General features: G+C 50.1%; 22 protein-coding genes. 6 read left to right on the top strand and 16 right to left on the bottom strand.

Annotated features, from left to right (window positions below; translation table 11 throughout):
* Window positions 1–11 precede the first annotated feature (11 nt).
* Window positions 12–1,199 carry an acyltransferase gene (locus MHB80_RS06465; RefSeq protein ID WP_341281401.1) on the top strand — a complete coding sequence of 396 codons (1,188 nt, stop codon included), beginning with the start codon at window positions 12–14 and terminating at the stop codon, window positions 1,197–1,199.
* Window positions 1,200–1,310: 111 nt separating this feature from the next.
* Here the strand turns inward: MHB80_RS06465 and MHB80_RS06460 are convergent, their stop codons facing one another.
* Both MHB80_RS06460 and MHB80_RS06455 read right to left on the bottom strand, forming a co-directional pair.
* Window positions 1,311–2,288: a C40 family peptidase gene (locus tag MHB80_RS06460; protein WP_341281400.1), complete on the bottom strand. Its 978-nt coding sequence runs from the start codon at window positions 2,286–2,288 to the stop codon at window positions 1,311–1,313.
* Window positions 2,289–2,617: 329 nt separating this feature from the next.
* Entirely contained in the window at window positions 2,618–3,529 is a 912-nt protein-coding gene (locus MHB80_RS06455; protein ID WP_341281399.1) for a cation diffusion facilitator family transporter, read from the bottom strand.
* Between the two features lie 398 nt (window positions 3,530–3,927).
* Here MHB80_RS06455 and MHB80_RS06450 point away from each other — a divergent pair, with 398 nt between their 5' ends.
* Window positions 3,928–5,073, top strand: a complete 1,146-nt coding sequence (locus MHB80_RS06450; protein WP_341281398.1) for a DUF6688 family protein — start codon at window positions 3,928–3,930, stop codon at window positions 5,071–5,073.
* A gap of 102 nt (window positions 5,074–5,175) precedes the next feature.
* On the opposite strand, the gene MHB80_RS06445 is transcribed toward MHB80_RS06450, so the two are convergent.
* From MHB80_RS06445 to MHB80_RS06435, 3 genes are all read right to left on the bottom strand, one after another.
* A complete protein-coding gene (locus MHB80_RS06445; RefSeq protein ID WP_341281397.1) occupies window positions 5,176–5,571 on the bottom strand; it encodes an immunity 22 family protein in 396 nt (131 codons plus the stop codon).
* Window positions 5,572–5,760: 189 nt separating this feature from the next.
* Entirely contained in the window at window positions 5,761–5,904 is a 144-nt protein-coding gene (locus MHB80_RS06440) for a hypothetical protein (RefSeq protein ID WP_341281396.1), read from the bottom strand.
* A 142-nt stretch (window positions 5,905–6,046) separates the two neighbouring features.
* The gene (locus tag MHB80_RS06435; protein ID WP_341281395.1) at window positions 6,047–6,373 is read right to left on the bottom strand and encodes a hypothetical protein; all 327 of its coding nucleotides are present in this window, start codon (window positions 6,371–6,373) and stop codon (window positions 6,047–6,049) included.
* 361 nt (window positions 6,374–6,734) lie between these two features.
* Here MHB80_RS06435 and MHB80_RS06430 point away from each other — a divergent pair, with 361 nt between their 5' ends.
* Complete coding sequence (locus tag MHB80_RS06430; RefSeq protein ID WP_341282879.1) at window positions 6,735–8,462, top strand: methyl-accepting chemotaxis protein; 1,728 nt, start codon at window positions 6,735–6,737, stop codon at window positions 8,460–8,462.
* 177 nt (window positions 8,463–8,639) lie between these two features.
* Window positions 8,640–9,803 (top strand): ParB/RepB/Spo0J family partition protein, encoded by a 1,164-nt coding sequence (locus MHB80_RS06425; RefSeq protein ID WP_341281394.1) that lies wholly within the window; start codon window positions 8,640–8,642, stop codon window positions 9,801–9,803.
* A 136-nt stretch (window positions 9,804–9,939) separates the two neighbouring features.
* On the opposite strand, the gene MHB80_RS06420 is transcribed toward MHB80_RS06425, so the two are convergent.
* The 3 genes from MHB80_RS06420 to MHB80_RS06410 all read right to left on the bottom strand — a co-directional run bounded on the left by MHB80_RS06420 (window position 9,940) and on the right by MHB80_RS06410 (window position 14,132).
* Window positions 9,940–11,559 (bottom strand): ATP-binding cassette domain-containing protein, encoded by a 1,620-nt coding sequence (locus MHB80_RS06420; RefSeq protein WP_341281393.1) that lies wholly within the window; start codon window positions 11,557–11,559, stop codon window positions 9,940–9,942.
* A 226-nt stretch (window positions 11,560–11,785) separates the two neighbouring features.
* On the bottom strand, window positions 11,786–12,856 hold the full coding sequence (locus tag MHB80_RS06415; RefSeq protein ID WP_341281392.1) for a Gfo/Idh/MocA family oxidoreductase: 1,071 nt from the start codon (window positions 12,854–12,856) through the stop codon (window positions 11,786–11,788).
* Window positions 12,857–12,992: 136 nt separating this feature from the next.
* Window positions 12,993–14,132 carry an MBL fold metallo-hydrolase gene (locus MHB80_RS06410; protein WP_341281391.1) on the bottom strand — a complete coding sequence of 380 codons (1,140 nt, stop codon included), beginning with the start codon at window positions 14,130–14,132 and terminating at the stop codon, window positions 12,993–12,995.
* 420 nt (window positions 14,133–14,552) lie between these two features.
* On the opposite strand from MHB80_RS06410, the gene MHB80_RS06405 reads away from it, so the two are divergent.
* The gene (locus MHB80_RS06405; protein ID WP_341281390.1) at window positions 14,553–15,695 is read left to right on the top strand and encodes a conserved virulence factor C family protein; all 1,143 of its coding nucleotides are present in this window, start codon (window positions 14,553–14,555) and stop codon (window positions 15,693–15,695) included.
* A gap of 291 nt (window positions 15,696–15,986) precedes the next feature.
* Here MHB80_RS06405 and MHB80_RS06400 read toward each other — a convergent pair whose 3' ends face one another.
* The 4 genes from MHB80_RS06400 to MHB80_RS06385 all read right to left on the bottom strand — a co-directional run bounded on the left by MHB80_RS06400 (window position 15,987) and on the right by MHB80_RS06385 (window position 20,162).
* Entirely contained in the window at window positions 15,987–17,129 is a 1,143-nt protein-coding gene (locus tag MHB80_RS06400; protein WP_341281389.1) for a transglutaminase domain-containing protein, read from the bottom strand.
* A gap of 235 nt (window positions 17,130–17,364) precedes the next feature.
* Window positions 17,365–17,997 (bottom strand): bifunctional 4-hydroxy-2-oxoglutarate aldolase/2-dehydro-3-deoxy-phosphogluconate aldolase, encoded by a 633-nt coding sequence (locus MHB80_RS06395; RefSeq protein ID WP_341281388.1) that lies wholly within the window; start codon window positions 17,995–17,997, stop codon window positions 17,365–17,367.
* Between the two features lie 21 nt (window positions 17,998–18,018).
* Window positions 18,019–19,269 carry an A/G-specific adenine glycosylase gene (gene mutY / locus MHB80_RS06390; protein ID WP_341281387.1) on the bottom strand — a complete coding sequence of 417 codons (1,251 nt, stop codon included), beginning with the start codon at window positions 19,267–19,269 and terminating at the stop codon, window positions 18,019–18,021.
* Window positions 19,266–20,162 carry an AraC family transcriptional regulator gene (locus MHB80_RS06385; protein WP_341281386.1) on the bottom strand — a complete coding sequence of 299 codons (897 nt, stop codon included), beginning with the start codon at window positions 20,160–20,162 and terminating at the stop codon, window positions 19,266–19,268. The genes mutY and MHB80_RS06385 overlap by 4 nt, the downstream gene beginning before the upstream one ends.
* A gap of 153 nt (window positions 20,163–20,315) precedes the next feature.
* On the opposite strand from MHB80_RS06385, the gene MHB80_RS06380 reads away from it, so the two are divergent.
* The gene (locus MHB80_RS06380) at window positions 20,316–20,672 is read left to right on the top strand and encodes a cytochrome c (protein ID WP_341281385.1); all 357 of its coding nucleotides are present in this window, start codon (window positions 20,316–20,318) and stop codon (window positions 20,670–20,672) included.
* Window positions 20,673–20,898: 226 nt separating this feature from the next.
* Here the strand turns inward: MHB80_RS06380 and acpS are convergent, their stop codons facing one another.
* From acpS to MHB80_RS06360, 4 genes are all read right to left on the bottom strand, one after another.
* Entirely contained in the window at window positions 20,899–21,294 is a 396-nt protein-coding gene (acpS, locus tag MHB80_RS06375) for a holo-ACP synthase (RefSeq protein ID WP_341281384.1), read from the bottom strand.
* Window positions 21,295–21,417: 123 nt separating this feature from the next.
* Window positions 21,418–22,227, bottom strand: a complete 810-nt coding sequence (nadE, locus tag MHB80_RS06370; protein ID WP_341281383.1) for an ammonia-dependent NAD(+) synthetase — start codon at window positions 22,225–22,227, stop codon at window positions 21,418–21,420.
* Between the two features lie 14 nt (window positions 22,228–22,241).
* On the bottom strand, window positions 22,242–22,676 hold the full coding sequence (locus MHB80_RS06365) for a BrxA/BrxB family bacilliredoxin (RefSeq protein WP_046228930.1): 435 nt from the start codon (window positions 22,674–22,676) through the stop codon (window positions 22,242–22,244).
* Window positions 22,677–22,832: 156 nt separating this feature from the next.
* On the bottom strand, window positions 22,833–22,976 hold the full coding sequence (locus MHB80_RS06360; protein WP_341281382.1) for a hypothetical protein: 144 nt from the start codon (window positions 22,974–22,976) through the stop codon (window positions 22,833–22,835).
* Between the last annotated feature and the right edge of the window lie 9 nt (window positions 22,977–22,985).

The raw sequence follows: 22,985 nt of genomic DNA, 5'->3' as shown, positions 1-22,985 counted from the left end.
AGAAATGCTCCATGTCTACAGCATCTTTGCAGCGGCGGGAAGCGATTCCCGAGCTGCAGATTGTTCGTGCAATGGCCATCCTAGGCGTATTATCGGTCCACTCGACCTCCTACGCTACGCTGAAAATGGTCAATTCCGGCTACTATTTCTTGTATAACTTTTTTAATATATTTATGAAGTTCGGCACGCCGACCTTTATTTTTCTAAGCAGCTTCGTCCTATTTTACAATTATTATACGAGGCCGCTGGATGCCAAGCTAATTGGCTCTTTTTATAAACGCAGAGCGCTTTATATCATTATTCCTTATTTGGTGTTTTCCATTATCTATTTCACTCTGCTGCATTACAACTACTATCCGAACAGGCCGCTCGATGAAACGTTAAGCAGGTTCTGGGATAAGGTGCTGACGGGTAACGCCTATACGCATTTGTATTTTGTATTTATCAGCATTCAGTTTTATTTGCTTCTCCCTTTGTTTCTATGGCTGCTGAAAAAGTTTCCGGCATTGGTCAAATGGGCGATACCGGCCGGCTTTGCCATTCAATGGGCTTTCGTTCTCATTAATAAATACGCACTGACGACGCCGATTCCGAATAAGGGCAGCTACTCGCTATCCTACTTCTCCTACTATTTGATGGGGGCAGCAATCGGTATCTATTTTCCGAAAATCAAGCATTGGATCATTATGAACAAACAAAATGCAACCAAATCGCGTGTTATTGCCTGGATTGCCCTTTGGTGTCTTTGGGTTGGAGCCGGCCTATGGCATGTAAGCATTTGGTATGATACGAGACTTAAAATCGAAAGCTATCACTCGCTGCTGTATGAGTTTTTATGGAATATGCATACCTTCTTCTCGGCGCTTGTGCTGCTGCAGCTCGGATTTCTGCTTTACCGCAGAGCAGCGCCTTGGTTAGTCTCACTGCTCTCAAAGCTTGGCGCTTTATCGTTCGGCATTTATTTGGTTCATCCGTTCATCCTGTTCTACTACCGCGAATATCCGCCTGTGACTGGAAATTCCTTGCTGCTGCACAGCTGGTATTTAGGCGGCTATGCAGCTGCGCTCGTCGGTTCTTGGATTATCGTTTCATTAGCTGCACGGTTTTTGCCTTTCTCCTGGGTGTTGTTTGGCAATTTGCCAAAGCCGGGAAAACGGCCGCAAACGCCAAGTGCGCCGCAAAAAAACTTTACAGCTTAACGTTGGTTTTTCTCAATAAACAGCCTCCGGCATCCATCGCTGCTTTGCAATGGTTGACGGAGGTTGTTTTAATAATAGGCTTTGTAAAAATAGTGTTACCCCTTGCTAACCCTACAGCGCGCTGCCTCCATACAGGAAACGATATTCCCAATGCGTGCCTGCTATGCTGCTAATCGTTACGCCGCCCGCCTCATTGGAATATGTATGCAAAATTTTGCCGTCTCCCAAATAAATACCGTCATGCGTAATGGTGGCTGACGATTTATTCGTACCCGCATAGGCAGAAGCTTTACTTCCCTTATAAGACATGAAAAACATAATATCGCCACGCTTAAGCTGACGCCAGTCCGTAACAGCTTTCCCTCGCTGCGCTACATACTCCCCTTGCCCCCTCGAATCAGCGGGCAGCTTAATGCCTACTCCATCTAGAAAAGCCTGCCTTACAAAATCCGAACAATCAAATGTTGCCGTCGTGCTGCGGCTTGAGCCATATTCATAGGGGGTGCCTAAATATTTAAGCCCCGCCGCAATGACGCTTTCCACAGACCCGGTCGACGGTGCTGTAGTGCCAGGCGATCCGCCTGAGCTGCCTGAGATGCTAATATATTGGGATTGAGAGCTGACATAGCCAGCTTGTCCAGAAGAATCTTTAATCTCATACCAGCTGCCGTTTGGCTGCGATACAATTACTACCTGTTCACCAGCCTGCAAAAAGCGGATACGGCTAGCCGAAAGCGAAGCTCCTGTCCGGAAGGATACCGATTTTTGAATGGTACCTGTTGTCGCGTTCGGAGTCGATACGGAGGACACTGAGAAATAGGAAGGCGAAGCATAGCCCGTCCGGCCAGAGGAATCCTGAAGCTTGTACCAATACGTGTTAGACGCATCTAGAATCGTGACCTGTTCTCCTTTTTTAAGCATACGAATAACGGGAGCTGAGGCCGATGGTGCGCTGCGGAAGTTCACGCCTGCATCTACGGTCGCGCTCTGAGCAGCCAACACTGTGGGAATTGAAGCCGAGACAGAACCCAGTAATAGAGATGCGGTAAAAGCTGCGGTGAGCATCCTTTTTTTCATGGTGTGTTTCAAGCTGTACGCCTCCTTGGTTGTTTGTACATAAATAAATGGTGCTTCAACCATTGTAGAGGCGCCCTCTTGCTGCCAGCATCAACCTTTTTTCCTATTTGCCAATTTACCAAATTGGTAAATTGGAAGCATTAATATTTCGCAATAAAAAACGAAGAGGCCTTCGCAATAGCGATTGGCCTCTTCGTTAAAAGCTCTGTAACTACTGCTGTTACTCACTTTAATGCTTTATTTACCCGTCCAAGAAAGCGTGACTATAGTCGCGATAATGAATTGAGACTAAAGTATCATATAGATTGGTTTATTTTACCTTGGGAACAATTACATCCCTTTTATTCGACATGTTTTTCGTCATTTGGCTCAAATTTAGCATTCTCCAGCTCATGGGGCTCTACATGGACATGCACACTCATAATATTATGCTTGCGCTCCATGCGATGCTCAATTTCATCACAAATGACATGGCTTTCGATCAGTGTGAGCTCGGGATCAACCTGTACAATAACGTCAACCAGCACGTTGCTGCCATGAACGCGGGCTTTAATATCCTTAATGGATTTAACCCCTTTCGTACGTTCAATCGTCGCCCTGAGCGTCGTCAGCTCATTCTCATCAAAGCCGTCCGTCAGCGCATGGGTCGAGCTGTAGAAAATTTCCCAAGCCGTCTTGCAAATAATAATACCAACCGCAATTGCCGCTACTGGATCAAGCCAAGGCAGGCCGAACTGGGCGCCGATAATGCCAATCGCAGCTCCTGTACTGACGAGCGCATCGGATAAATTATCCTTTGCCGCCGCCATAAGCGCCTGATTGTTAATTCGCTTCGCCAGCCGCCGATTGTAATAATAAACGCTCAGCATGACGACAGCAGAAAAGATGGCGATCCAAGCCGAGTTAAGGGATGGCGCCGCTTCTTTACCCGACCAAAGCGAACCGACAGCTGTAATCAATACTTGAATGCCGACCGTTGCCATAATAAAGGACGCAATCAGCGCGGCAATCGTCTCTGCCCGAAAATGTCCATAAGGATGATCTTTATCCGGCGGCTTCTGTGATATTCGCAAACCGATAAGTACCGCCAGCGAGGCCACAATATCCGTTAAATTGTTAAAGCCATCCGCAACGAGCGCTCCAGAAGCAAAATAGTAGCCGCCTCCTAGCTTTAGTGCGGTCAGCGTCAAATACGTCACAATGCTGAGCCAAGCACCCTTCTCGCCCTGCTTGATTTTTTCATACTGATCCAAAGCGACTTTACCTCATTTCCTAATGATCTCCAAGTAAAGGTATCATACCCGACTAAACCAGAGTGGGTCTAGAGAAACAGTGTTGACCTTATGCGTACTTTTATGCAGCAGGGCAACACTTCACCTTGGAAATCGCATAGCAGCAGGGGCTGAGGCAGATCGCTTCAAAACGCTATTTCAGAAAAAAAACTTCACGGAGCGGCTTAATAATCGCTTTTCCGAATAAATTTTCGCGTCTGCTAGACCGGAAATGGGTAAATATGAGAGGATATAAGGATACAAATATTGGTCAGCCCATGGGCTTGGAAGGGTAGCTTTCTCCGTTCAAGCTCAACTGCTGTTATTCACACAAGGGGATTAACAACACCGTTGTCCGCCTCAATTAAGGAGAGAAGAGTTTGCTTTTTTATCTGCTAGTGTTTATTGCTATCTTTCTTTTCCCGGTCAGTTCCATCGTATTAATGGTTCGCAGCTGGATCGTAGATGAGCGTACAACCGCTAAAAAGGTGCATGTAATAATAATGGAGGTGCTGTGCTTCGTCGCAATGGCGGGGTTTCTATCGTTAGGCTTTCTGCTGAACCATTACGGTCTAGCGGGAGGATTGCCACTCAGGCAAAGTGATCTGACTGGGAACTTTCTCGATGGCTACGCTACTCTTTCCAATGATTATGCAGTGACTGTTATTTGCAGCTTTATTTTGAGCTGCTTCGCCTATTGGGGCTTGAAAATCGTCAGGGGAGCATTATCGCCTATTCTTTACACAGCTTCCTCTGTCCTCTTAATTGCCAATGTCATATTTGCCATCGTATATTTTTCGCACACTGGCTTTGGTCATTACGGCGATGATTCCGCTGGAGCCACCCCTATTATTTTGCTGCATTTGGGCTTCGCTTGCTTAATCGGACTGTATGTAGCTGAGCTTAAGCATTCCGCCAATGCGTTTATGCACCGCGCCCAGCAGGAAGAAATCGTGTACAGCAGCAAATGGCTGCGGTTCATGGACTATTTTCGCCAAAAATATTCCCGGCTGCCGCTGCTCTGGTCGATTGCATTTTTCCCGGTCATGCTAATCGTCCAGCTGTTGCTTGTGCTGTTCGGGCAGCGTCCAGACAGCTTTATCCGTGTATTTCTGGATACGAGCAGCTTTCATTACTCGCAATTGCCTGTCCCTCCGCCGGTTATCGTACCGGGAGACGGTCATTATTTATGCACCGTTTCGGTGAGAGGGCACCGCAAAATCGTTAGGCCGCTGCGTGCTGGGCTTCGACACGGCTCCCGAATCGTCGTCAACCGCCAACTGCTGGTTGCCAATGCTTTTGAAAATATTATCGAAGAGTACGCGCCGCAAGCGCACAAAATCATCCGCCGCTGCTACGATAAATACGGCTATCCACTAAGCAAGCATATTAATCAGCCGTGGTCCGCCGATGTCGTTTACCTGCTGATGAAGCCGCTGGAATGGTTGTTCCTCGCCGTATTATATACGGTTGATCGGAACCCCGAAAACCGCATTCATCGGCAGTATAGCGAGCTCCGAAAATAGCTCTCCCGGCAATGAAAAAGAGAGATTAGCTTTGCTTGAAGAAGCAGGCTGATCTCTCTTTTTTCAACGAATAGGTGGGGATCCAATGGACATAGGCTGTCATTATGTTTGATATGGCATACTACCGATAAATTTCAACTGTGCAGATATGTCCTGATGGCTCCCCTGCTTGCCTTCATACTTGAAGTTGTAGAGAATAATGACGGTATTACATTCATCAAAAGTCATGCCCTTTAGCAAATCGGCAAACTTCGGAATCAAACCCTCCTCAAAGGAGAATCCTGCTAGCAAATTCGCTGCATCGCCACCTCGACGTTCCTCCACGAAAAATTCAGCTTCTCTAAAATCATCGTCATACCACTCGATGCCAAAATACCCTGCAAAAGCGGAAGGAACCGAATCTCCATCATCTGTATACTCAATTTCAAGCAGTTCATCAAGCTGCTGCTCCGAGTCCAGCTTCCCCAGCCATAATGAAGCATAACCTTCTTTTCCCATGACATTCCCTCCTGGAGGTTAATATTATTGTTACAGCAAAAATTTAAATTCTGCCCTAACATCCGCATGGAGACGAATGGCGATAAAAGACAATCGCTCAAGCTGCTGTTCGAAATTGATGCTCTTTTTATCGTAAAAAACAGAACAATCCGATGCACCACAATACAATTTCCCCATCCAAAAAGGGCTCTAACTAAAAACAGGAATAAATTGTTTTTCAACCAGTCTCTTAGTTCCATCAAAATTTCGCGCTGGCAAGGATACAGCTTTTTGTTGAGTTTGTAAGGAGGCATTTTTCATCGCTTCTCTAATATGTTCTTCTGTAACTTGCATTCCAGGTTTCCAAGAAAGCCCACCCAGCCCCGGAATCTCACAATTATGAACCCAAATCCCCAGATTCGACACAAAATAAGAATTAGAATCCTCAGCCTCAAAGTTATAAACGGTTGCTTCGCGCGACTCTTTTTCGATCTGTCTATCGCCAGTTTAGTGCCGTCACTCGAAACAAGCAAGTCGCTGACTTCCAGGTCTTTAACAAACGTCCATCCCTTGCCATCAAGCCAGAATGGATGCTCGCCTGTAACCTCGATGATTTCATCCCAGATGTGGACGTAATAGATTTCATCAGCCTGTTGTAAATGTCGATTTTGGAAACGACGTCAATGCCCGCTGTCGGCTCTTCAATTATGAAAATACGGGCATTGCTGAACAGCCATTTGGCTAAAATGACCTTCTTCTGTTTGCCGCCGCTGAGATGCATCGGCTGCTCCGTCTCTTCGCCTGTAATTTCCAGGCGGTCCATCAAATCTCTCGCATAAGCGGCTTCTTATCCGCTGCGTATAAATCCGGCTCGCGAAACGTGCGGGAGATTCGTCAGTGTAATATTTTCCGCAATCGGCGCATTTAAGAGTAGCCCTTCCTCCGCATGCAGCCCCGTCACATAACTTAAAATTTGTTTGATTTTTTGATTCTTTCTATCGCAAAAATAAGATATGCTCCACTTTCTATGAAAGATTCTTATGGTGCGATTACAGCATATTTCTGTTTGTTTGTGATTGGCCCTCTGCTCTCCCTAATAACGCTTACTATTTTTGCCGATACATATAGGTAGTGAGACTTACGGACTATTGCTGCAAAAGATGCCAGGGAGGCTGCTTTCATTGATGAATAGCTTGTTTATGCGTATTTTTATGTTTTTCTCTATTATTTTGCTTATTATTGGTTCGGTGCTTGGAATTACCTTGTATCGTGCCTCCGCCCATTTGGTGGAAAATTCGATGGGTATGCAAGCGCAATCCGTTGCTGAGCGTGCAGCCAGTCTTGTTGATACGCAGCAATTCGATAAGCTCAGCAAAGGCATGGAGCAGAGCGATTATTACAATGAGCTTCGTACGCAGCTTAACGATATGCGGGAAGCGAACGGTTTAAAATACTTGTATACGCTCGGCATGAGAGAAGAAGGCGGACAGCCGGTTTATTTTTATGTCGTGGATGGCGCCCCCCAGGACGTAGCAGAGGATGATTTCTCCCCCTTCGGTTCGGTTGAAGAGAATCCCTACGCGGGTATGATTACAACCTTCCAAGAGATGAAGCCCAGCATTGGCGAGCTGACTCAGGATGAATATGGGTCAACTTTATCCGCTTATGTGCCGATTATGTCTGCCGATGGCAAGCTGCTTGGCCTCGTCGGCGCTGATCTCGATGCCACGAAGGTTTACGAGCTGATGGAGCAAAATCGCAATACGATGATTTGGATGGCGCTGGGGATTTTTGCGCTCAGTCTGCTGCTCGTTTATTTGCTGGCCCGTTATTTGACAGGGCCGCTCGTCCAGCTCAAAAAGCTGATTGCCCGTGTCGGCAGCGGCGACTTGACGGTCGCTATTGATCTAGACCGCAAGGATGAGGTCGGGCAGCTGGCAGCCGCCTTCAAGGCATTAGTAGAAGATACACGTACGGTCATTAGCGGCATACGCAGCAGCTCAGATCGGCTGCTAACCGCCGCCGAAGCCGTTTCTTCCCATTCCCTTGCGACGAAGGAAGCAGGCGTTACGATTACGGACAGCATTCAGCAAACGTCGGAGGGTGCTGCCGCACAGGTTGTACGCGCTGGGGAAGTTACGCATGCGATGGAGGCGATAACCTCCAGCATGCAGCATATTGCCCATTCCGCTGCCATCGTCTCATCCGTATCGGAAGCAACGACCAGCAGCGCTAAAAATGGCGAGGAAGCGATCTCCGCAGTCATTCAGCGGATGGACACCATTCATGCCGCCACTTCCAAAATGAGCGAAACGTCTGCACAGCTGGAGCAGCATTCCGGCAAAATTGTCGAAATTATTTCGATTATGAAAGGGATTGCCGCACAGACCAATTTGCTTGCCCTTAATGCCGGAATCGAGGCTGCCCGTGCGGGCGAGGAAGGACGCGGCTTCGCCGTCGTCGCCTCCGAGGTGAGAAAGCTCGCTACCCAATCACAGGAATCCTCCGAGCATGTGGCGACGCTCATCGCAGAAATTGTCCGCCATACTTCTGATTTGTCTGGGCAGATGGAGGCGAGCAACACGGAAGTACTCGCAGGTCTAAGCGTTGTCCAGGAGGCAGGAGCATCGTTCGCCTCTATCCATTCCGGCATTGGCACAATTAATGAGCGCCTGCATGAAGTATCTGCCGCCTCCGAGCAGCTGTCCGCCGGATCGCAGGAGGTCGCTGCCTCCATCGAGGATATGGAGAGCATTTCCCGCGGGTCGGCCTCGCGCTTTGAACAGGTCGCTGACGCTTCTGGGCTGCAGCTTGCCTCGATGAATGAAATCAGCCTCTCAGCGGAATCGCTGCGCCAGCTCTCTAAAGAGCTGAATGCACTCATTGGCCGCTTCAAAACCGAGCAATTGTAAATGAACGATGCCTTCTTTTGCAGGCGGCACCCGTTTTGCAGAGAAATAGAAGCAAAAAATCCAGTTATTCCAAGGGCCTTCATTTCCCCGAAGGCCCTCCTTGTTATATAATTAAGGTTGGCCCATAAGCCCTGCCACTCCGGCATGGAAGCCTGGTTTATAGATAGGAGAGTAGATATGGACATTATACAAATGGATATTAATCTGATTGATGAAGATACGGACCAGCCCCGCTACCAATTCGACGAGCAGTCGCTGCAGGAGCTCATAACTAGCATCGAGGAGCTTGGCCTGCTGTCGCCTATTAAAGTCAGAAAAACAGATAACGGACGCTACAAAATTATATATGGCAACCGCCGATACAAAGCTTGCATCGCGCTTGGGAAGCGGACGATTCCTTGCATCGTCTCGACGATGACCAATGAAATGGATATTTATTTGGAGCAAATTGCCGAAAATTTGACGCGCGAGGGCTTCTCGCCGATTGAAGAGGCGGAGGCGTTTCACAAGCTGCTGAACAACGAGAAGTTTAGCAGCTCCGTTAAATTTCTTGCGAGCAAGCTCAGCAAGCCGGAATCGTATATTAAAAATAAATGCGAGCTGCTCAAATTCAGCAGCGCGGTCAAGAAGCGGATCGTCAGCGGCACAGCGATCCGCAAGGATGTGCTGACGGAAGATCAGCTGCTTCCGATTAAAGACTTGCCGATGGAGCTGCGCGACCCGCTCGCGCTTATTTTCGCGCGTGACGAGATGCCCGTCAGCGATGTCAAGAAAATCGCTAAGCTATTCAAGGACCCAGATATTTCAGCAAGCACGAAAGAGAAGCTGCTGTTCAAGAACGGTCCCGGACTGCTCGAAACATGGTCCGTTCGCCAGAACAATAAAGCCGAGCGGGCCAAGCCGGCAGAAGCTAAAAAGAAAGCTGCTTCGTTACAAGCCGAGCAGCCATCTGTAGAGCAGCAAGATCAGCCGCTGGGTGGCGTAATGGACAATCTGCCTAATCATAGCGCTTCGCTTGCTGCTAATACGGCTTCTGTTGATAGCGCTGCTGTTTCGGCCGCCCAACCGGCAGCTGCTAATGTGCCTGTAGCAGCTCCGCCTGTTACCGCCGTAGCGACACTCGCAACTGCCGAAGCAGAAGCGGGCCTTGATGGGATGCCACCTGTTCTAGCTCAGCTTCAGCAGTTAATGACGACGCTGGAAGCTGCGGGCGCACCGCCGCTGGCGAAAGCACTTGAAAGCATGGAAACGGAAGCCAGAGACACTTTTCTACAAGATGTCGACAAGCTAATTGTCCATTTGCAGCATCAGCTGCTGGAATGGAATCAGCATAAAGAATAGTCTAATGCCGAGCTTTATACATTCTCCGAAAGTCTAAATACTATAAAAGCTGCTGCATCAAACACAAAAAAAGGCTGCCCTATCGTCCATACAGACGAGGGCAGCCTTTCTCTATTTCAAGCTGAATGCAGCTCTATTATTCGGCGTACATTTTTTCCCGAAGCGCTTTAACCTCATCGCTTTCAAGGTACTCATCATACGTCATCATGCGGTCGATCAGTCCATTAGGCGTAATCTCCATAATACGGTTCGCAATCGTTTGAACGAACTGATGGTCATGCGAAGTGAACAGAATCGTGCTATCCGTATCGATCAGGCCGTTATTGAGCGCTGTAATGGATTCGAGATCCAAGTGATTCGTTGGCTCATCCATTAGGAATACGTTCGAGCCGCTGAGCATGATTTTGGACAGCATGCAGCGGACTTTCTCTCCACCGGACAATACGCTTGCTTTCTTAATCGCATCGTCGCCGGAGAACAGCATCCGTCCGAGGAAGCCGCGGATGAACGTCTCATCCGGATCTTTGGAATACTGGCGCAGCCACTCGACCAAGTTCAGATCAACACCGTCGAAATAAGACGAGTTGTCTTTCGGGAAGTAGCCCTGCGTTGTTGTAACGCCCCACTGGTACGTACCCGCGTCCGCTTCAACCTCGCCCATCAGCACTTGGAACAACAACGTCTTCGGCTGTTCGTTCGGGCCAACAAAAGCGATTTTATCACCTTTATTAACGGCAATCGTCAGGTTATCCAGCACCTTCACGCCATCCACCGACTTCGTCAAGCCTTCTACGAGCAACAGCGATTTGCCTGCTTCGCGCTCACCCTTGAAGTTGATAAACGGATATTTCCGGTTCGAAGGACGAATGTCATCGAGGGAAATTTTATCAAGCAGCTTCTTACGGGAAGTCGCCTGCTTGGATTTCGATTTATTCGCGCTGAAACGCTGAATGAACGCCTGCAGCTCTTTAATTTTGTCTTCCTTCTTCTTGTTCTCGCCGCGCATCAAGGAAAGCGCCAGCTGGCTGGACTCGTACCAGAAGTCGTAGTTGCCGACATACATCTGGATTTTACCGAAATCGATATCGGCGATATGCGTACATACCGTATTCAGGAAGTGACGGTCATGGCTGACCACGACGACGGTTCCTTCATATTTTGCAAGGAAATCTTCTAACCAGCGAATCGACTCAATGTCCAAATGGTTGGTAGGCTCATCGAGCAGCAAAATATTCGGTTCGCCGAACAACGCTTGCGCGAGCAATACACGTACCTTCTCGTTACCGCTCAGCTCAGACATCGTCTTGTCATGCAGATCAGGCGTAATGCCCAGGCCGTTCAGCATTTCTGCTGCTTGTGACTCAGCTTCCCAGCCGTTCATATCGGCGAATTCAGCTTCCAGCTCGCCTGCGCGCATGCCGTCTTCATCAGTAAAGTCAGCTTTGGCATACAGCGCGTCCTTCTCTTTCATTACATCATAAAGCTTCTTGTGGCCCATCATTACCGTTTCAATAACGGCAAACTCGTCATATTCAAAATGGTTCTGTCTCAATACAGCAAGACGCTCGCCCGGTGTAATATGAACCTCACCGCTCGATTGCTCTACTTCTCCGGACATAATTTTCAAAAACGTTGATTTACCTGCGCCGTTCGCGCCAATAAGGCCGTAGCAGTTGCCCGGCGTAAACTTAATGCTAACATCTTCAAAAAGCGCCCGCTTCCCAAATCGAAGCGTTATGCCAGTAGTACTAATCATGGTTCGCAATCCCGTCCTTCACATTCATTCTCATTATCTTGCATTATTATAGCACAGTATGCCCGCAAACGAACCTCGAATTGTCAATTCACTGCATTTTTCCGCGCGAACAGGCCCCGGTGAAGCCGCCTTTTCAAACAGCGGCCTTTCGGGACCTTGCTTCATCTGCGCCCTGCGCCAGCAAGTCCACATCAGGGCTTGAGCGCTGCTACTCCTGCACAAGGGCTTAGTCCCAGTGCAGCTTCACTTCATTTCCTGTACGGGACGATTCATAAATCGCATCCAAAATCCGGCTGTTCGTATAACCGCTCAGCGCCGAAGCAATCGGCTGCTTGCCTTCGTTAATGCAGTCGATGAAATGCCTGCTCAGCAGCACGCGATCCTCTTCCCCATCAAATGGCGTGATTTCTGATTCCACAACTTTATCATCCTCATGGGTAACGTAGCAGCCATTGGTGCCAACAAGCGCTGCACCGCCCTCCGTGCCCATCAAATGGATGAACGGCTCCTCGCTAAGCGAAGCCGAATGCGCGGCCCAGCTGACGTCCAGCGACAACGTCGCGCCATTTTCAAACTTGATAAGCGCCGTTGCCAAGTCCTCTACATCATAATAGCCGTCCCAATTCGGTGTGCCCCAAGTGCCCATGCCGCGGCGCTTCGGACCAAACTCGGCATACGTCGAGCCATATACCGATACGGGGCGCGGGTTACCCATTAAATACAGCGACAGATCAAGCATATGCACGCCAATGTCGATCAGCGGACCACCGCCTGCCTGATCCTTGCGGGTAAACCATGAACCCCAGCCTGGAATGCCTTTTTTGCGGAACCATCCGGTTTTCACATTGTAGATCGAGCCGAGATCGCCATTTTCCACACGCGCTTTAATCGCACGGTTAATGCCGAGCCAGCGCATTTGATGCGCCATCATAAGCACCTTGCCCGCAGCCTGCGAAGCTTCATAGATGTTGCGGGCCGCTTCGGCATCAATAGCCATCGGCTTCTCCAGCAGCACATGCTTGCCCTGCTTCAATGCCTCAATCGCTAAAGGCGCGTGAAATTGGTTTGGTACGCCGATGATGACCGCATCCAGCTCCGGATCCTCGAGCAGCGCCTGCGGGCTTTCATGAATCGTCGTTATGCCAAATTCCGCTGCGCGCTGCTCGGCAAGCGGCAAGTATACGTCCGTTACCGCCGTTACGATTGCGGCTTCCGCTCCTACCTTTTGAAACGTTTCCATATGCACCTTGCCGATAGCTCCGGCCCCAATAATTCCTATACGAATCGGTTGACTCATTACATGCTCCTCCTAATAACGATGCGCTGTCATTTATTATTGCCGTTCATTCTGTTTGCCTACTTACTAAGTATACGCATGAAGCGGCCGGGAAGTCATTTCACAGTTTTGGCTTTCTCTTGTCCGCGTTTGGCATTTATAGTCCTGCAAGCCGCCAGGATTCCCCATGAGGCAGCACAACAATACGCTCTTCCTCAATGCATCGGCTCTCCCGGCAAGCTTCAAGGCGGTCCAGCGCTTCGCGCGGCGTATCATCGGCCAGCTTAAAGGCACCGTAATGCATGGGCACAAAAAACTTCGCCTCTACATCCTCGAATGCCTGCAACGACTCCTCTGGCGTCACATGCTGCGGTCCCATGAACCATTCCGGCTCATAGGCGCCTATTGGCATGAGGGCAACATCGATATGGAACTTGCGTCCGATATCCTTGAAGCCGGGAAAATATCCGCTGTCACCTGCAAAATAGACGGTAGGCGCAATTCCCGCTACAGGACGGGCAGCATGTCCCGGTCCATGGGAATGTCCAGGGCGCTCAACTCCTACTGATGCTTTTGCTGCCTCGGCAGCTTTTGCTTCTGGCGCTTCCACTGTCTGCTGCTCTCGCTCCGCCACACTGGCACTGCCGCCCATGCCGTGCAGTTGAACTTGCTCGTGCGAGTGGTCGCCGCTTCCGCTTGGCATCGTGGCATAAGGCTCCATCACCCAGCCGCCCCAATGCGAGCTGTTCGTATCCCACGGATTGCGCCTCGTCCAATGCTGGGATGGCACAAAGGTGAATTTAACGCCATGAATATGGACCGATTCCCACCAATGCAGCTCCTTGATGCGGCGGAAGCCTTTGAGCTTAAGCTTGCCTGCAAGCCCCGCGGGGACGAGAATTTGCTTCACGCCTCCCAGCTTGCGGAGCGAGTTAATGTTCAAATGGTCATAATGCGAATGGGAAATGAGCACAACGTCAACCGGGGGTACATCGCTGATGGGGATGCCCGGTGGCGCAAGCCTTTTTTCAAAGGCCATATTCCCTGACCAGACGGGGTCCGTCACAATATTAAGCCCCGCCATCTGGATCAGAAAAGTCGAATGCCCCACCCAGGTGACGGAAGGATGCTTGCGGTTGTGATGCAAATAATGCAGATCCGGCGCTACATTCGGCACGGTATATGAATAATCTTTGCTTTTAATCTTATTTGATCTTTCCGAGCGCCATCTTTGAAACTGTTTAAAGGAGTTATGCTGTTCAACCTGCTGCTGATTCTCAAATCTTCTGGGTTTCATCCTGGCTTCCTCCTACGCTTTATAAAAATAGAGTATATATAAGTTGAACAAAAATGTTATGGAGCAAGGGAGTAACGGAGAGAAAGATTGGAACTGGAGAGAGCCACAGCTTTCCGTAGGAAAGCCGCTTCGTAAGCATTAGCTTAGCGTCCGCCTTTGTTTTCTGATTTCCTCCTCAAAGAAGAATATTAATCGAGAAACCAGAAAACAACAGCGGCCGTAAGTCCAAACTTTCTCGTAGTGGCGACCGAAGCTCCATACAAAGCTTTTGTTCAACTTACTATAGCATTAAGATACCAACTACGAGCGATCGAAGCAACTTTCCCGCCGCTTCTTATGCACCTTGAATTCGCATCCTCCTGCAAATTCATGTAAACTAAACCCATAACCTTTGAATTGTATGAACGGAGGATGATAAATGTGAAGCTTTTATCCATTGAACCGACGCCCAGCCCGAACTCCATGAAACTGAATATGGATGAATCGCTGCCGCGCGGCGTAAGACAGACCTTTTCGAAAAAAGAAGCAGAAAACGCACCGGAGCCATTGAAAAGTCTCCTTGCTATAGAAGGGGTGCGCAGCATTTTCCGCACCGCTGATTTTATTGCCCTGGACCGCGTATCGAGCGCGGATTGGGCGCTCATTCTCGGCGAAGCAAGAACGCTGATGCATGGCGACGACAGCGGAGCTGGTCAAGCAGCCTTGACCGAGAACAGCTATGGCGAGGCGCATGTGCTCGTACAGATGTATCGGGGCATTCCGATGCAGGTACGCGTGAAAAACGGCGAGCGCGAAGCCCGATCCGCGCTGTCCGAGCTGTTCACGAACGCTGTCAGCGAAGCGGCCGGCTCTTCCATGATTCGCGAACGCAAGCTTGAGGAGTTCGGCGTCCGTTATGGCGAGCTCGAGGAGATCGCCGCCGATGTCGTCCTCGAGCTGGAAGCCGCCTATACGGCGGAGCGGCTGAATGAGCTGATCGCCGCCGCGAAGGCGCAAGGCGCAGCGGACGGCGATGCCGCAGCCACTCCGGCAAGGCCCGCGCAGCGAGCGGCGAACGAAATCGCCGAGCTGTTGGAATCGCCGGACTGGCGCATTCGCTATGCCGCGCTTGACCGCTTGACGCCAGAGCCCGAGCTGCTGCCGCTTCTCGCTAAGGCTCTGACCGACGACACGGTGTCGATCAGAAGGCTAGCCGTTGTCTATTTGGGCGACCTTCGCACAGCTGAAGCGATGCCTTATTTATTCCAGGCGCTCCGCGACAAATCGGTATCGGTGCGCAGAACGGCTGGCGACACGCTCTCCGATTGGGGCGATCCTGCCGCTACTGCACCGATGATTGAATCGCTTAGCGACACGAACAAGCTTGTGCGCTGGCGGGCCGCCCGTTTCCTTTATGAGGTTGGCGACGAATCGGCCATTCCTGCCCTGCGCATCGCAGCACAGGACAGCGAATTCGAAATTCAGCTGCAAGCCCAAATCGCCTTGGAGCGCATCGAGCGCGGCGAGGAAGCAGCTGGCTCCGTCTGGCAGCAAATGACGGCCGCCCGCCAGCAGGGCAAATAAAGCTAGAGCTGTATCTGCTGAACGCCCTTACTTTAAGATTACCTTTCCTTTTGCAGCTATAAACAAGCGTAAACGGCTGAAGCCGACCTCTGGCGGCAATGCTACCGTTTCGCGGTGAAATAAAAGCTGATTATAAGGGTGAAACTTATAAATGCTTATATTTCAAAAAAACCTCTTGGCTCACCTTCAGTAAGTTGAAGGGAGAGAAGAGGTTTTTGCTACTTAGCTCGTTTTTCTTACTTGGCGGCTCTTTTGCTGCCACGTTGTTTGCGCGGCTTGTATAGGGTTCAATCAATACGACAGCTGCAATTTCACCAGCTGCGAGCCATCATGCAAATAAGGCTCATAGCGTGCAGAGTAGCCAATCGGCACATTCAGCGCAGCTACGGCGCTTTTGAGATCGGCGGAAAATGTAGCGCCCTTCATATAGCGAAACTCAAGGCTGGCCGCTCCGCGCTTGACGCCAGCGCGAATTTTTTCGGTCAGCGCAGCCCGATCAGCGACGATGTTTTCCGGCTTCAGCCATTGGAAGCCAAGCTGCTGCCCAAGCTTTTTGTAAGAAGCTGCGGCAGAACCGCCTTTCTTCTCAAGCTTGTCTAGCTCTGCGGCATACGAAGTATTCGCAGCCGGATAGCTTTTTTTCCATTGATGGTCATGACGCATTTCCTTGTCCGTCTTCAAATAGTAGCTGTACTGGATCGTATCAGCTGGCGCCGCAGGATCAGTCGAGACCGGATCATCCCATGTCACATCAAGATGGTACCAATTCCCGCCGAGCTTAACCATATTCCACGCATGATCACCTGTATCAACTGTACCCTCGGCAATCTTCGTCGTTATGCCTGCTTCACTCAGCATTTTGTAGGCAAGCAGCGCGTAGCCCTGACATACGGCACTCCCAGTAGTAAGTGCTTCATAAGCGGTATATTGAGTCAGCGACTGGTCGTACCGCAGCTTGCCCACAATCCAGTCATGTATGGCCTTCACCTTCAAATGGTCATTCATGCCAGCAGTCACCAGCTTCTTAAGCTGCTGCGCAACCACACGGTCCACCTCAGCCGTCTGCACCTTTGATTCCCGGTAGCTCGCCTCCATCTTGATCGTTGAGCGAGTACCAAGACTGCGCGTCGTATACACATACGATTCCAAAATATACGCCGTATAATCATCCTTCGCCATCGCGCGGTCAATAATCGATTTAAGCTCTGCCGACAGCTTGCTGCTGTCCCCATTATATTGAAGCGTAAAATGCTCTTCTCTATTTTTAAAATGTGCGGCTATTTCCTGCTCCAATTGACTGATCGTTCCGCTGCCTTGGCCCTGCTGCTCCGATGCAGCGAATACAGGCAGCCACTCCGGCTTCATTGTAAAATAAAGCGTGCCTAACACCGCTGCTGCGATGACCGCCGGTTTCCAAATGGAAAAACGCATCATGCTCACCCACCTTTTTTGTAAGCGATTTCCTTCTTGTAATCTAACTGTAATATATCGCTCAGGTTATATTCATCTTATCCAATTATACTAGCTTTATGACCCCCCTTTATTATATATTCTCTCTTGCAGCCTGCGGCCGTTGTTGCCGCAGGCCCTTTTATTTATTACTCCCAGTAGATGATAGAAAACTATAATAGAGAATAAACTCTTTGGGCTAACCGCCCGCTAACCCATATTAAAGCTTGCTCACCGCATCAACGAACTGCCGCGCCCGCTCCGTAACTAGCTCGAGCTTGCCTTCGCGTACCCACTCTAGGTTAACGAGCTTGCCGCCCAGACCGACGGCATTCGCCCCAGCTCCAAAATATTCGCCGAGATTATGCAGATCCGCTCCACCTGTCGCCATAATAGGAATATGGTCCAACGGGCCGCGAATCTCCGCCAAATATTTAGTGCCAAGCGTCCCCATCGGGAACAGCTTGACCGCTTCCGCCCCAGCTTTCCAAGCTTTGACGATTTCGGTAGGCGTCATAACGCCAGGCCATACAGATACGCCATGCTCCGCGCCGTAAGCAATAACCTCCTCATCGAGATTCGGCGAAATGATAAACTGCGCCCCCGCAGCCACTGCCTCCTGCGCCATCTTAAGGTCCAGCACCGTACCTGCGCCGACAATCGCTTGATCGTCAAATTTGGTGCGCCAGCGATGAATCATCGTTGTAGCGCCCTGCGTATTCAGCGTAATTTCCATCAGGCGGATACCGCCGTCTATTAATGCCTGTCCTGCAGCATCAGCATGGCGATCCTCGATTCCTCTAAGAATCGCTACGATTTTGTGCTCAAGCAGCTGCTTCAACCTATCACTCATTCCAAAGCTCTCCCTTCGGTTTTACAAATCCTGATTCCAATAATCGCGTAAAATTTTCAAAAATAAATTCGGAAATGCCAGCTCATCCATATGCTCCGGCCCAATCCAGCGATACGGCTCGGGAAGCTCTTCCTGCTGCTTTAATTGCTCCCCCTGCTCAGTGTCCACCTGCTCTTCCAGCTGCTTTCCAGCAGCTGTATAGACAGCCGCAGCTTCAGCAGCCATTTGCGCCATTGGCACTTCTGCGCCCATCTTCATCGCACCTAGATCCGCCTTATAAACTCTCATTTTCCAATGGATATGGCTGAAAATATGATCGGCGTCCATCAGCTGGCGGTGAGGACGAATAAGCAAGCCCGTATCGCCTACGACCGCCTCGGTCAGCAGCCCGCCAAGCGGTGCTTGCTCCGTCAGTTGCTCCTCGCTGAAATGAAGCAGCAATTCCAGCTCCTTCGGCACAAGCAAATGCGGCAGCTCCCACATTTGCGCAAGCAGCCCGGTAGCCGGACGCTGCCGGACAAGCACCTTGCCCGCATGCGCGCCTGAGCCTTCAACAATGACGCCAATTCGAGCTTCTGGCCGTGGCGGCTTCGCCTTCGATTTAATAGGCAGCTCCGTCTCGCGTCCTTCGATTCGAGCTTCACAATGCTCCATCACCGGACATGGCAGGCAGCTAGGAGACTTTGGCGTACAGACGAGCGCACCCAGCTCCATTAGAGCTTGATTGAAGTCGCCTGCTGCGCCTTCAGGAATCAGCTCGGCGGCGAGCTTTTCGATTTTCACCCGCGTGGCCAGCTTTGCAATATCATCCTCCAGCGCAAAATAACGGGACAGCACGCGCATGACGTTGCCATCTACAGCTGGCTCAGGCCGATTAAAGGCGATGCTCATAATTGCACCGCTCGTATAAGGCCCCACGCCTTTCAAAGCAGCGACGGCTGTTTTATCATCCGGCACCTGTCCTTGATGCAGCTCCATTACTTGGCGCGCTCCCGCTTGCAAATTCCGCGCCCGCGAGTAATAGCCAAGCCCTTCCCAGCACTTAAGCACCTCGGGCTCGGGCGCTTCAGCAAGCGCCTGAACCGATGGAAATTTTGCCATAAACCGTTCGTAATAGGGAATAACCGTATCGACTCTCGTTTGCTGAAGCATAATTTCCGATACCCATATCCGGTAAGGGTCGCGGCTTTTACGCCATGGCAAATCGCGATTGCCTCTCTGGTACCAATGCAGCAGTTCTCTGCTAAAATGTTGTTTTGCTTCCGCTGTCATGTATTTCTGTACTCCTCTCGATCTGTTTGTCCGGCTTCCTGCCAGGCGCTGCTGCAAATAATTCGGCGGTATTCCGAAGGGGTAATGCCCGTCTGCTGCTTGAACAACCGCGACAAATAATGATTAAGCATGCCAACCTCCGCAGCAATAGCGGCAATCGGCAAGCTTGTCGTGCGCAGCAGCTTCTTGGCTGTCGCAATTCTCCGCTGCGTGATGTATTGAACGAGCGAGCAGCCGACTTTATTTTTAAACGCAGCATGAAAATCCACAGGCGATAGGTCTGCCAGCCTGGCCAGCACGCCAATTGGAATTTGATATTGCAAATTTGCCTCAATAAAATTAAGCACTTCATCATAGACAAGCACTTCATTCCAGTGTTCATGCTCCGACAGCTGCAGCAAGGTCGTGTTTTGCGTCCGACTGTTCTCCATGAACAGCGCAAGCAGCTCGAAAAGCACAGCCTTCGTCCGCAGTTCACCCGTAAGGTCGCTTTCTTCCTGCGCCGCCAGCATTTTCGTAAACAGCTGCTTGACAACCTGCGCGTCCTTCATTTCAACCTCCAGCGGCAAATGGGCTAAATGGGTATAGGATTCGGCAGCCATCTCCGCGCGGAAAAGACACCAATAATGAATAAAATGATTTTCACCCAGCGAGCCGTACCTTCTTGCCCAGCCTGGACGCAGCAAATACAGCCGCCCGGCGCTGACCTTATATTTGGACTCGTTTATTTCCAGCCAACCTTCACCTTTATCGACGTAGCATAAGCAGAAATAGTCAGGCTCCACCCGCCTCATTATCCAGCCTGCTGGACTTTTCGTATAGGATGCCACCATCACATCAACCTTTAACTGCTTAAACTGTTGGTTGAGCATATGTTCGCCAGTTATTTCCATATATCTTCCATGCCTACCGATCTCTTGTCGTATTTTCTTGTTAGTCTTTTCTATTATAGCGCCCCCCTTGGCAAAATCCTATGGAAGTTGCAGCAAGCAATCCGCTATACTATCTCTATGATTTCCTAATATGGATAAATGGGAGGAACCCAAATGTTACGTAATTCTCTATCTGTCTGGGTCAAAATGCTGCTGCTTGCAGCCCTGACTACAGCCCTGCTTGCTGCCTGCGGCGGCACGTCACAGCCGGGAACGAAAGCAACGCCGCATATGGATGCACCTGACGGCACAGCCTCTGTCTATAAATCCAACTGCATCAGCTGCCACGGCACGGACCTGCAAGGCCGCATGGGGACTCAGACCAATCTGCAGAAGGTTGGAGCCCGGATGAGCGAGGCAGACATAGTGAAGCAATTGGAAAATGGCGAAGGCTCCATGCCGTCGTTCAAGGATCGTCTCACAAGCGAAGAAATCGCTGGACTCGCCGCTTGGCTAGCTGGCAAGAAATAGACGAGCAGGCTTGTCCGCCGCCATCGATAGGCGGCGAGCAAGCCTGCTGCCAACACATGCTGTATATAGAACGTGCCGAATGATAGCGGCGGCTTCAATACCCTAAATTCAGTCTCCTTATCTTTATCGGCAAATAGCCCCCTGATAATGACAAAGTTGACATCAACATTACAATTCGTAGCATAATCTTGTATAACTAACTATTTTGCTACAATAAGCAGCGTAATTAGGCTAGCTGTTCGACGATGGCAACGGCAGATGCCAGCTCCCGGTCATGCGTAATCGTAATATGAACGCGCACTGCGGCAGCGGATAATCCAAGCCTCTGCCATGCCGCTTCTGACAATACACATTCTGGCTTTCCAGATTCTGAACGTAAAATATTAATATCGCCAAAGCCAATAATGCTTCCGATGCCACAGCCAAACGCCTTGACCACCGCTTCCTTCGCCGCAAAACGGCCCGATGCGAATTGAACCTTCCGTTTCCCTTCATAACTCTCAGCCAGCTTAAGCTCCTGCTCTGTCAAAATCCGCTGCAAAAATCTCCCCGCCGAGCTGCCGGTAAGTATCGTCTGCATTCTGCTCATGTCCGTTATATCATGACCAATTCCTACTATCATTGCCTCGCCTGCCTTCAATGATTACTTTCGTATATGTACTCTTCCCTACAACGTATTTGCTCCATAATAACAGAAGCTTGCCCGCTTTTGCAGCGGACAAGCTTCTAAATGATACGTTTTTAATTAAATGCCAGGAATAGGCGCGCGCTTGTGCTCGGTTTTCTGGTATTGCTTCTCCAGCTTTTCCTTTGCCTCAGCACCAATTTCCTTGCCTTCCAAATAATCGCTGTTGTCATCGTAGCTAATGCCAAGCTCATCCTCATCAGTCTGCCCTTCCCATAAACCAGCAGATGGCGCTTTGTCGAGAATGCTCTTCGGCACGCCAAGGTGCGAGGCAAGCTGGCGTACTTGACGTTTGTTCAGTGAGCTGAGCGGCGTAATATCAACGGCCCCGTCGCCCCATTTTGTATAAAAGCCTGTTATGGCTTCGGATGCATGATCCGTACCAACAACGAGCAAATTGAGGTCAAAGGCAAGCGCATATTGGACAACCATACGCGTTCTTGCCTTCACATTGCCTTTGCCGCCGCGGCTAATATGACGATGGATACCGATACTCTTCAAGCCGTGCTCCGTCTCTATGGCGATTTCGTCTACCGCTTCGCCAATGTTCGTTTCTACGGTTTTCGTAATACCGAATGCCTCAGATACCGCGTAGCTGTCGGAAATATCCGACTGCTCGCTGTAAGGCTGGTAAACGCCAAGCGTCATATAGTCGCGACCGGTTTCAGCTGTCAGCTCATCGGTCGCTTTTTTGCAAAGGCCCGCTGCTACTGCGCTGTCGATGCCGCCGCTAATGGCGATCAACAGGCCTGTCGTATGAGAGTCCAATACATATTTTTTGAGGAAATCAACGCGGGTGCGGATTTCCTGTTCTACATCAATGACTGGCTTAACGCCAAGTCTTTTTATAATATCTGCTTGTAAGCTCATAGTTCCTCCTGCCCTTAGCGGCAGAACCGATCGAACGCATCAGCCAGATCGGCTGCAATATCCGACGCGGAACGGTTCTCGATTTGATGACGCTCAATGAAATGAACAAGCTCTCCGTCCTTCATTAGCGCAATGGATGGAGAAGAAGGCGGGTACGGCGCAAAGTATTCGCGAGCTTTAGCCGTTGCTTCTTTATCCTGTCCAGCAAATACTGTAAACAAATGATCTGGTGTAATATCATGCTGCAGCGCTTCCGCTACACCTGGGCGGCACTGGCCTGCTGCACAGCCGCAAACGGAGTTTACGACTACAAGCGCTGTACCTTTGGATTCAGGAAGATTTTGCTCCACATCCTCGGGTGTGCGAAGCTCTTGAATGCCAAGACGCGTCAAATCATCACGCATCGGTTGAACCATATCGAGCATGTATCTCTCAAATGACATGGACACTGAAATACACTCCTTTTTGATAACATAAATTTAGTTACTATTATAACGCTGGTTAGGAAAATAAAGCAACAGCCGTCCATGTCACAGCTGCTGCTCTAAGATTCCGCACTCCTTCTGCTCCCAGCTGCCGGCGAGCAGCCTTCGCCGCTTGCCTCGTTAGACAGACGGGCGATTCGGGCCGTCCAGCTTCTTGTCGAAACCGGCTTCGGCCTGAGAAGTCCCTTTGCGCTTTTTGGCATTTTCAGCATCTTGCTGCTCCTGCTGCAGGGATTGTTCAGACTTCGCATGATTGCGCTCCATGTATTCTCC

This window comes from Paenibacillus sp. FSL H8-0537, assembly GCF_038051995.1.
Classification (GTDB): Bacteria; Bacillota; Bacilli; order Paenibacillales; family Paenibacillaceae; genus Pristimantibacillus.
Note: the sequence above shows the minus strand (reverse complement) of the source record. Positions and strands in the feature narration are given on the sequence as shown.

What these genes read in the sequence shown, in the direction of transcription:
- acpS (WP_341281384.1), bottom strand. Translation starts at nt 21,294, where the DNA reads ATGATAGTAGGAATTGGTCATGATATAACGGACATGAGCAGAATGCAG.
- MHB80_RS06435 (WP_341281395.1), bottom strand. Translation starts at nt 6,373, where the DNA reads ATGGACCGCCTGGAAATTACAGGCGAAGAGACGGAGCAGCCGATGCAT.
- MHB80_RS06445 (WP_341281397.1), bottom strand. Translation starts at nt 5,571, where the DNA reads ATGGGAAAAGAAGGTTATGCTTCATTATGGCTGGGGAAGCTGGACTCG.
- MHB80_RS06400 (WP_341281389.1), bottom strand. Translation starts at nt 17,129, where the DNA reads ATGATGCGTTTTTCCATTTGGAAACCGGCGGTCATCGCAGCAGCGGTG.
- nadE (WP_341281383.1), bottom strand. Translation starts at nt 22,227, where the DNA reads ATGAGCTTACAAGCAGATATTATAAAAAGACTTGGCGTTAAGCCAGTC.
- MHB80_RS06395 (WP_341281388.1), bottom strand. Translation starts at nt 17,997, where the DNA reads ATGAGTGATAGGTTGAAGCAGCTGCTTGAGCACAAAATCGTAGCGATT.
- MHB80_RS06410 (WP_341281391.1), bottom strand. Translation starts at nt 14,132, where the DNA reads ATGAAACCCAGAAGATTTGAGAATCAGCAGCAGGTTGAACAGCATAAC.
- mutY (WP_341281387.1), bottom strand. Translation starts at nt 19,269, where the DNA reads ATGACAGCGGAAGCAAAACAACATTTTAGCAGAGAACTGCTGCATTGG.
- MHB80_RS06360 (WP_341281382.1), bottom strand. Translation starts at nt 22,976, where the DNA reads ATGGAGCGCAATCATGCGAAGTCTGAACAATCCCTGCAGCAGGAGCAG.
- MHB80_RS06385 (WP_341281386.1), bottom strand. Translation starts at nt 20,162, where the DNA reads ATGGAAATAACTGGCGAACATATGCTCAACCAACAGTTTAAGCAGTTA.
- MHB80_RS06440 (WP_341281396.1), bottom strand. Translation starts at nt 5,904, where the DNA reads ATGCAAGTTACAGAAGAACATATTAGAGAAGCGATGAAAAATGCCTCC.
- MHB80_RS06425 (WP_341281394.1), top strand. Translation starts at nt 8,640, where the DNA reads ATGGACATTATACAAATGGATATTAATCTGATTGATGAAGATACGGAC.
- MHB80_RS06420 (WP_341281393.1), bottom strand. Translation starts at nt 11,559, where the DNA reads ATGATTAGTACTACTGGCATAACGCTTCGATTTGGGAAGCGGGCGCTT.
- MHB80_RS06465 (WP_341281401.1), top strand. Translation starts at nt 12, where the DNA reads ATGTCTACAGCATCTTTGCAGCGGCGGGAAGCGATTCCCGAGCTGCAG.
- MHB80_RS06415 (WP_341281392.1), bottom strand. Translation starts at nt 12,856, where the DNA reads ATGAGTCAACCGATTCGTATAGGAATTATTGGGGCCGGAGCTATCGGC.
- MHB80_RS06430 (WP_341282879.1), top strand. Translation starts at nt 6,735, where the DNA reads ATGAATAGCTTGTTTATGCGTATTTTTATGTTTTTCTCTATTATTTTG.
- MHB80_RS06380 (WP_341281385.1), top strand. Translation starts at nt 20,316, where the DNA reads ATGTTACGTAATTCTCTATCTGTCTGGGTCAAAATGCTGCTGCTTGCA.